An 8,181-nucleotide genomic window follows, 5' to 3' on the forward strand; every position below is an offset into this window, starting at 1 on the left:
ATCAGTTCGAAATTGCTGGTGCGTGGGAAATTATTTGCTGTAGCCCTTGCTGAGGCCGCTGATGAATTGCCGCGAGAACAGAGTGAACAGCAGAACCAGCGGCACCGCACCCAGCGTGAGCGCGGCGAGCAGTGCTGGATAGTCGTTCATGAACTGGCCAACGAACTGCTGCACGCCGAGCGTCACCGTCTGGTTCTGCCGGCTTGGCGCCAGGATCAATGGGAACCAGAGGTCGTTCCAGACCGGCAGCATGGTCAGCGCGGCAACAGCCGCGAGGCCCGGCCTGACAAGGGGCACCACGATCCAGAAGGTGCGCAACTCACTCGCGCCATCCATGCGAGCCGCTTCCTTGAGATCGGTGGGCACGGTGCGGAAATAGGTGACCATCAGCGTCACCGCGATGGGGATGCTCATGGCGGTGTAGACGAGGATGAGCGCGGCGAGCGTGTCTATCAGCTTCCAGGCGAGCATCATCTGGATCAGCGGGATGGTGCCGAGCCGGATCGGCAGCATGATGCCGAGCACGAACAGGCCGCCGAGCAGCGATGCCAGCCGAATGCGGTACTCGACCAGGGCAAAGGCAGCGAGCGTCGACAGCACCACCGTCAGCCCGATCGTTGTCACCGTGACGACCAGGCTATTGCGGTAGTTGACGATGAAATTGCCCCGCGTAAGGACCCGCTTATAGCCTTCGAGGCTGAAGGTCTTGGCCGTGGGCAGGTCGAACGGCCCGCCGAAGATCGCCGGCGTCGTCTTCAGCGAGTTGACGATGACGATCAGTACCGGCCCGATAGCAAGCAGCACGAAGACGATCAGCAGCGCATGCACGATCACGTGCTCCATCGTCCACGGCTCGCGGTGCTGGCGGCGGGCGGCCGGTATTGTGAGATCGGATGTACGGCCAGGGGTGCTCATCCCGGCTCCTAGACCGAATAGGATTTCAGGCGACGCTGGATCAGCCGGAAATAGGCCGCGGTCACCAACAACACCGTGAGGAAAATGATCGTCGCGACCGCGGCACCCAGATCAAGATCGGCAAGCTGTCCGCTCGAACCGAAGAAGGTCCGGTAGAAATAGGTACCGAGAATATCGGTGCTGTAGTTCGGGCCGGGCGCCGAACCGTTAAGCGCGAACACCAGGTCGAAACCATTGAACGTCCAGATGTATGTGAGGATGGCGATCAGGCCGAATTGTGGTGCGATCAGCGGAAACTTGATCTTCCAGAAGGTCGTCCAGCCGCCGGCGCCATCGATGTTGGCGGCCTCGACGAGTTCGTTGGGCACCGCCAGCAGGGCGCTGTAAAGGAAGACCATGGGAATGCCGAAATACTGCCAGACCGACATCAACGAGATGGTGGTGAGCGCGGTCGATTCCGTTCCCAGCAACGGAAAGCCGACCAGACCCCAGAGCGGGTTGATGATCAGACGCCAGACGAAGCCGACGATGACCACCGACAGTGTCGCCGGGATGAACAGCAGCGTGCGGTAGATGCCTTCCGAGCGCGCCAGCTTGCCCGATGTGAGCAACGCAGCCAGCAGCAGCCCCATCGGCACTTCGACAATCAAATGGATGGCGAAATACTGCATGTTGTTGAGCAATGCATTCCAGAAACGGGCACTGATGGTCGGGTGTGTGAACAGGCGTTCGTAATTGGCGAGGCCGACAAAAACGTCACCCGAGACGCCGCTGGTCTGGAAGAAGCTCATGACGATCGACGTCGCCAGCGGCAGCACTGCAAAGACCAGATAGACGGCCAGAGCCGGCAGCACGAACAGCAGCAGGTTTCGGTGGGCGGCAGCAGGAGATATCAACTGGGAACCTCATGTTCACGCCGGCGTGGATGGCTTCGGCGTGCCGGGAGGCTTGCGCATGCCCCGCCACTTGGCAAGGCATGCGCGAAGCATTGCCGGATTACTTCTTCTGCGGCCCGTACCAAGAGGCAAGACCCGCCTGGAGTTCGGTCGCAACCTGCTGCGGCGTGACGTCGGACTTGGTGAACATCACCTGCAGGAGACGCCAGGTCTCGTCGTCCAGCGGCGGCGTACCGGCGCTCAGGCGGTCCAGCGCCAAGCGCGGAGTCAGTTGAGCACCCTTCTTGAGATCGGCGAAATCCTGCGCCAGCTTGTTCTTGTAGGTGACCGGTTTGCTGCTCATGGCAAAGAAGCCCGGGGCCGCGTTGACGTACAGTTCCTGGAACTCCGGTCCGGCGACCCAGTCGAGGAAGGTTTTTGCTGCATCCTTGTGCGTGCTCTTGGCGTTGATGCCGATGCCCATGTCGGGCATTTCCTGCAGATAGCGCTGGTCGCCAGTCTTGGGCACCGGCGGCCCGAACACGCCGATGTTGAGGCCGGTCGAGGTTGCCTGGTTGATGTCCCATGAGCCATCGGGAAGGATCGCCGCCTTGCCGAGCGTGAACAACTGCGTCATGTCGGCATAGTTCAGGCTCTCCTGGCCGGCGGGCAGGAACGGCTTCCAGGCCTCGAAAGCGGCGATGGCATCGACGAACTCAGGATCCGTCAGCTTCTTCTTGCCATCGATCAGGCCAAGCCGTCCCTCCTCGCCTTTCCAGTAGGCCGGGCCGATGCTGTAGAGCCCATTGTAGGCCAGTTGCCAGGACTCCGCCGAACCGTAGGCCAACGGCGTGTAGCGGCCGTCCTTCTTGATCGCCTGCAGCACATCGATGAACTCGGCACTGGTGGTCGGCACCTTGAGGCCGAGTTCCTTGAAGATGTCGGCGTTGTAGTAGAAACCGGCGAGCACCGCGGCGACCGGCAAGCAATAGGTTTTGTCGTCGGCGCCGGTCCAGGCCGCCCTGGAGGTCTTGTCGAAATTCGCCAGACCCGGAAGCCCTTCCAGCGGCTCGAAATAGCCGCGCTTGATCCATTCGCGATTCACGTCGAAGGGGCGGCAGGTGATCAGGTCGCCGCCGGCGCCGCCTTCGATCTGCGACTGGATGGCGGCATTGTATTCGTTGGTGTTGATGGGCGCGAACTCGACCTTGATATCGGGATGTTTGGCCTCGAAGGCAGGCAGGATGGTGTCCTGCCAGACCGCGATGTCCTCGGTGCGCCAGCTGTTCAAGGTGATGGTGACAGGGTCGGCATAGGCCATGCCGACGCCGCCGGAAAACATTACGCCAAACGTCATCGCCAGCGGGATTGCTGTCCGTATCGAACGCATTTTGGGGCTCCTCCCTCAACACGGTGCTTCGTGTGGATTCACGATTTTGCACTGTTGCCTCGGACCATACCTACTGATACATCTTGTGACAAGTGGTATTGTGTTGTCTTTTTGCAGCGCCGACCTCGTTTCGGGTCGAACACGGCCGGATCGCCGCGCTACTGGATTGGAATTTCTGGGGAGGAGTTGATGATTGGAGTTGGAATTCTAGGCTCCGGTTTCATTGCCGAGACTTATGTGGACTCCCTGCTCGACGCGCGCAACGCCGAACTCGTGGCGTGCTCTTCGCGCGGCTTCGAGCGTGCCGCCGCCTTCGCCGCGAAATGGGGTCCCAAGGTCACCGCCCACAAAGACATGGAGGCGCTTTGCGCCGATCCTGCGGTCGACCTTGTGGTCACCGCGCTGCCCAACGAGATCCATCTCGAAGCCGTCAGGATCGCCGCTCGCCACGCCAAAGCCGTCATCTGCACCAAGCCGCTGGCGCGCACGGGAAGGGAAGCCCAGGAAATCCTTGAGATCGTCCGGCGCGCCGGCGTCTGGCACGGCTATGCCGAGAGCGCCGTTTTCTCGCCCAACATCGAAAAGGCATATCAAATGGTGAAGGCAGGCGGCATCGGCGACCTGCTGACCATGAGGGCCCGCGAGGCGCATTCGGGGCCGCATGCCCCGCATTTCTGGAACGCTGAGCTCGCTGGCGGCGGTGCACTGCTCGACATGGGCTGTCACACCGTCGAAAGCGCCCGCCATTTCTTCGGCAAGGATAATCTCGTGACTGAGGTGATGGCTTGGGGCGCCACCATGGTCCATGGTGACAAGACCATGGGAGAAGATACGGCGATCGCGCTGTTGAAATTCGCAGGCGGCCAGCTCGCCACCATCGAATCGTCCTGGATCGAGAAAGGCGGCATGCAGCTGCGCCACGAGTTGGTTGGCTCAGCCGGCCGTATCGTCACGGACACGTCCGTCGGTCCGGTTTGGGGCTTCATCGAGAAACCGGTGGGTTACCTCGTGGAGAAAGCGGACGCCGAGACCGGTTGGGTGTATCCCGTTCCGGAGGAAACAAGGGCGTACGGCTTTTCGCAGCAGATGCGGCACTTCTGCGACCATTTCGCGGCAGGCACGGCGCCGTCAGAGACCTTCGAGGACGGTGTCGTCGTCAACCAGATAATTGACGCCTGCTATCGGTCGATGCGAGCGGGCGTGTGGGAAAGGGTAAAGGCGGATGGATGACTGAGATGGAGGGCGCTCCGCTGCAGTCGGATGGGCCAGAGCCGCTGTGGCGGCTGGCGGCCGACGCGATCCTGCATGAGATTGCTACCGGCAAGCTTGCTTCAGGCGCGCGCCTGCCGCCCGAGCGCGATCTGTTCACCCGCATGTCGATCAGCCGGGTCACCCTGCGCCGGGCGCTGCAGAGCCTCGTCGAGGAGGGTGTGCTTACTCCTTCGCATGGGCGTGGCTGGTATGTATCGGCCAAGGTGCCGAAGGAATTTCCCAACACGCTTGAATCCTTCAGCGAGACCGCAAGGCGTCTTGGCCTGACGCCCTCCTCCGATGTGTTGCGCGCCGAGGAAGCGCCAGCCTCACTGGACGAGGCCGAGGAGCTCTCGATCGCGCCCGGCGCGACCTTGTTCCACCTGGAAAGAATCCGACGCCTGGACCAGGTTCCCGTCGCCGTCGATACCTCGTTCTTCGCCGTCGCCCTCTTTCCCGATCTTGGCCGTATCGATTTTCGGAACGCGTCACTGTTCGGCCTGCTGATCGATGCCGGCGTCGACCTGGCGCGCGCCGAAACCACGATCGAAGCGCGCGGCGCCGATCCTGCACTCGCGCGCCATCTCGACCTTGACGTCGGCAAATCCACCCTGGTGATGCGCCAACTCATCGTCGATTCGGCCGGTCGGCCGCTCCTGTCCTCGACAATCCGCTACGCTGGCGACCGCTACCGCCTTCGGACGTCATTCTCCCGCGCGGGCAAGGCCGCCGTCCCCCGTGTCCCGCTGCCACGGTTCAAGGCTTGAATTCATCAAGCCTTGTCGGGGATCCTGATTCCAACTCCGACACAACCGAATGGTGCCGATTTCGCGGGCACTTCCCAACATCTCCGAGTATCCCGCCAACGTCCCCGTGCCGAACAGCAATCTGCTGCTCTCTGCGGCGTCCATCCATCGAGGCGGTCTGTTTTCCCAAAGTCACAAGCGACCGACGTCAATGACAGCCTCGGCGAAAGCCTGCGGTGCTTCCTGTGGCAGATTGTGTCCGATGCCACCCTTGATCGGGCGGTGCGAATACTTCCCGGTGAACATTTTGGCGTAAGCGCTGGCGTCCGGATGGGGAGCGCCATTTGCGTCGCCCTCGAGTGTGATCGTGGGAACGGTGATAACCGGCGCCCTCGCCAACCGCCGCTCCAACTCATCGTATTGCGGTTCGCCGTCAGCCAGGCCTAACCGCCAGCGATAGTTGTGAATCACTATTGGGACATGATCCGGATTGTCGAAGGCGGTGGCACTGCGCTCGAAGGTGGCATCGTCAAAGTTCCACCGCGGAGAAGCCGTCTGCCAGATCAGTCTCGCGAAATCGCGCCTGTATTTCTCATAGCCGGCGCGGCCACGATCGGTGGCAAAGTAGTACTGGTACCACCATTGCAGCTCTGCCTTGGGCGGCAAAGGCACCATGCCGAGTTGCTGATTGCCGATCAGGTAGCCACTCACTGAAACCATCGATTGGCAGCGCTCCGGCCAGAGCGCGGCAACGATGTTCGCGGTTCTCGCACCCCAGTCGCAGCCACCGATCGTGGCCTTTTCGATGCCAAGCGCGTCCATTAACGCGATCACATCAGCGGCGATTACCGACTGCTGCCCATTGCGCGCTGTCTCATTCGACCGGAAGCGTGTCGATCCGTGACCGCGCAGATAGGGCACGATCACCCGGTACCCTTTCGCAGCCAGCAGCGGCGCCACGTCGACATAAGTATGAATGTCGTAGGGCCAGCCGTGCAAGAGGAGGACCGCAGGCCCGTCGCGAGGGCCTGCTTCGGCGTATCCGACATTCAGCGGCCCGGCGTTGATCTGCTTCAGCGTTCCGAACGATGCTCTGGCTCCAGCCCCGACCGCAGGCGCCGCTGTTGCAGCTGTTGTCGCGGCAGATGTCACCTTGCCGAATTGAAGCATGGCGACCGAAAGCGCTGCCAAGCCAAAGAAGTAGCGGCGATGTTTGTTTATTGCGAACGGCTGCATTGGACACTCCCGTCACTGATGATTGCGGAACGGCCAGGACATGACTCCGAAGTGTACCGGTTTGGCGGAGGATCATGATCAAACAGACAGATAGGCCTCATTCCGGTTCTATCGGAATGGAACAGGCTCTAGCCGAATGTGAAGGCAAAGACCTCCACGCTGGGGCCGGAAAACTGGATTTCGAACTCTCGATCGGCGATCGGCGTCGGTTGACGGATCAATTGATACAGACGCTGTTCGGTGACCAGGCCCTGCCCTTGCCCACCGTCCCTGTCCGCCCCCTGAGAGGTGACTGGGGTGCAAGCACCCCATTCACTTCAGATTTCCTGGCGTAGCGGCCGGAAGGCTGTCCTCAACTCGTCACAGAAGACTTTCGGCTGTTCCCAGGCGGCAAAGTGCGTGCCCTTGGCAATCTTGTTGTAGTGGATAAGCTTGGGATAGGCCTGCTTCGCCCAGCTCTGCGGGACTTGATAGATTTCGTCGGCGAAAGCACTTACAGCGACCGGGATCTGGACGCCCCTTACATCGAAGAAGCCGCCTCCGTTCGAGACCTGTGTGGTGTCCCAGTAGAGACGCGCCGAGGAGATGGCAGTGTTTGTAAGCCAATAGAGCGTGACGTTGTCGAGGATGTCGTCGCGCGTCAGCCCTTCGGACTGACCGGCAAACACGCGGGCGATCAGTTTCTCGCTGGCGTCGTCGTGATCGATCATCCAAGCCGCGAGGCCGATCGGCGAGTCGGCGATGCTGTAGAGCGTCTGCGGGCGGTTGCCCATCTCGATCGCGTAGCCCAGTCCTTTGCCGTAGAAGAGGCTCAACTGGTCCCAGGCCTTGCGCTCCTCGGCCGTCAGATCGGCAGGCGGCGGCTCGTGGAACGCGAGCGCTTTCGAGATGTTTGCCGGAACAGTGGCCGCCATGTTGGTGTGGATACCGAGCAATCCCGGCGGCTGCTGCAGGGCCATCAGCTCCGTGACGGCGTTCCCCCAATCGCCGCCCTGCGCCACGTACTTCGTATAGCCAAGGCGTTGCATGAGCGTGGCCCAAGCCATGGCGATGCGCACTGGGTGCCAACCAGGCGCCGTCGGCTTGCCTGAAAAGCCATGCCCCGGAAGCGACGGGATTACCAGATCGAAGGCATCAGAGGCGGTCCCGCCATGGGCTGTCGGATTGGTGAGCGGATCGATGATCTTCAGTTGCTCGATGATGGACGCTGGCCAACCATGCGTGACGATCAGCGGCAGGGCACCTTCATGCTTCGACCGCACATGAATGAAGTGAATGTCGAGTCCATCGATCTCGGTCACGAACTGCGGCAGGTCGTTCAGCCGCGCCTCGATCTTTCGCCAATCGTGCTCTGTAGCCCAATAGCGCGCGAGTTGCTGCATCGTGGCGAGTTGCACGCCTTGCGATGTGTCTGAGACAGTCTCCTGGTCTGGCCACTTGTTTGCCTTGATCCGCCGGCGCAAATCGGTCAATTCCGCGTCCGAAAAATGTATATGAAACGGACGAATTGCATCCTTGCCGGCTGATTGCCCGGCGACCTTTGTTGCACTTGCCTGGGCCATACCCTTCTCCTTTTGAATTTGTGCGGCGTGAAGCGCTTTGGGGAATAGTCCCAAAGCAGCGGCGGCAGCCGCGGCGGCGACAACTTCGCGGCGAGTCGCCGGTAACGAAGTTACTGACATAACGTTCTCCTAGAGCATAATCTGACCTGACGGAATCGCGAGGGATTCCCATCGGCGAGAATATCTGATTCATCATGTCTGCTGGA

At 61.1% G+C, this 8,181-nt stretch carries 7 protein-coding genes and 1 pseudogene; 2 read left to right on the plus strand and 6 right to left on the minus strand.

What is annotated here, in order from left to right:
• Positions 1–30: 30 nt before the first annotated feature.
• The 3 genes from FJ934_RS24880 to FJ934_RS24890 form a co-directional block, all read right to left on the minus strand.
• Positions 31–843: a carbohydrate ABC transporter permease gene (locus FJ934_RS24880; RefSeq protein ID WP_140613075.1), complete on the minus strand. Its 813-nt coding sequence runs from the start codon at positions 841–843 to the stop codon at positions 31–33.
• A gap of 80 nt (positions 844–923) precedes the next feature.
• Complete coding sequence (locus FJ934_RS24885) at positions 924–1,811, minus strand: sugar ABC transporter permease (RefSeq protein ID WP_140613069.1); 888 nt, start codon at positions 1,809–1,811, stop codon at positions 924–926.
• 100 nt (positions 1,812–1,911) lie between these two features.
• Positions 1,912–3,180, minus strand: coding sequence for an ABC transporter substrate-binding protein (locus FJ934_RS24890; protein ID WP_140613070.1), 1,269 nt, complete (start codon positions 3,178–3,180; stop codon positions 1,912–1,914).
• 189 nt (positions 3,181–3,369) lie between these two features.
• Here FJ934_RS24890 and FJ934_RS24895 point away from each other — a divergent pair, with 189 nt between their 5' ends.
• Positions 3,370–4,410 (plus strand): Gfo/Idh/MocA family oxidoreductase, encoded by a 1,041-nt coding sequence (locus tag FJ934_RS24895; protein WP_140613076.1) that lies wholly within the window; start codon positions 3,370–3,372, stop codon positions 4,408–4,410.
• Positions 4,407–5,198: a GntR family transcriptional regulator gene (locus tag FJ934_RS24900; RefSeq protein WP_140613071.1), complete on the plus strand. Its 792-nt coding sequence runs from the start codon at positions 4,407–4,409 to the stop codon at positions 5,196–5,198. Before FJ934_RS24895 ends, FJ934_RS24900 begins: the two co-directional genes overlap by 4 nt.
• 171 nt (positions 5,199–5,369) lie before the next feature.
• Here the strand turns inward: FJ934_RS24900 and FJ934_RS24905 are convergent, their stop codons facing one another.
• The 3 genes and pseudogenes from FJ934_RS24905 to FJ934_RS24910 all read right to left on the minus strand — a co-directional run bounded on the left by FJ934_RS24905 (position 5,370) and on the right by FJ934_RS24910 (position 8,095).
• Complete coding sequence (locus tag FJ934_RS24905) at positions 5,370–6,413, minus strand: alpha/beta hydrolase (protein ID WP_140613072.1); 1,044 nt, start codon at positions 6,411–6,413, stop codon at positions 5,370–5,372.
• 128 nt (positions 6,414–6,541) lie between these two features.
• Positions 6,542–6,691, minus strand: a pseudogene (locus FJ934_RS28145) (hypothetical protein); the annotation flags it as partial.
• 39 nt (positions 6,692–6,730) lie between these two features.
• Positions 6,731–8,095 carry an epoxide hydrolase family protein gene (locus FJ934_RS24910; protein ID WP_140613073.1) on the minus strand — a complete coding sequence of 455 codons (1,365 nt, stop codon included), beginning with the start codon at positions 8,093–8,095 and terminating at the stop codon, positions 6,731–6,733.
• Between the last annotated feature and the right edge of the window lie 86 nt (positions 8,096–8,181).

The sequence above is a fragment of the Mesorhizobium sp. B2-4-12 genome (genome assembly GCF_006441575.1).
Classification (GTDB): Bacteria; Pseudomonadota; Alphaproteobacteria; order Rhizobiales; family Rhizobiaceae; genus Mesorhizobium.

What these genes read in the sequence shown, in the direction of transcription:
- FJ934_RS24910 (WP_140613073.1), bottom strand. Translation starts at nt 8,095, where the DNA reads ATGTCAGTAACTTCGTTACCGGCGACTCGCCGCGAAGTTGTCGCCGCC.
- FJ934_RS24895 (WP_140613076.1), top strand. Translation starts at nt 3,370, where the DNA reads ATGATTGGAGTTGGAATTCTAGGCTCCGGTTTCATTGCCGAGACTTAT.
- FJ934_RS24900 (WP_140613071.1), top strand. Translation starts at nt 4,407, where the DNA reads ATGACTGAGATGGAGGGCGCTCCGCTGCAGTCGGATGGGCCAGAGCCG.
- FJ934_RS24905 (WP_140613072.1), bottom strand. Translation starts at nt 6,413, where the DNA reads ATGCAGCCGTTCGCAATAAACAAACATCGCCGCTACTTCTTTGGCTTG.
- FJ934_RS24880 (WP_140613075.1), bottom strand. Translation starts at nt 843, where the DNA reads ATGGAGCACGTGATCGTGCATGCGCTGCTGATCGTCTTCGTGCTGCTT.
- FJ934_RS24890 (WP_140613070.1), bottom strand. Translation starts at nt 3,180, where the DNA reads ATGCGTTCGATACGGACAGCAATCCCGCTGGCGATGACGTTTGGCGTA.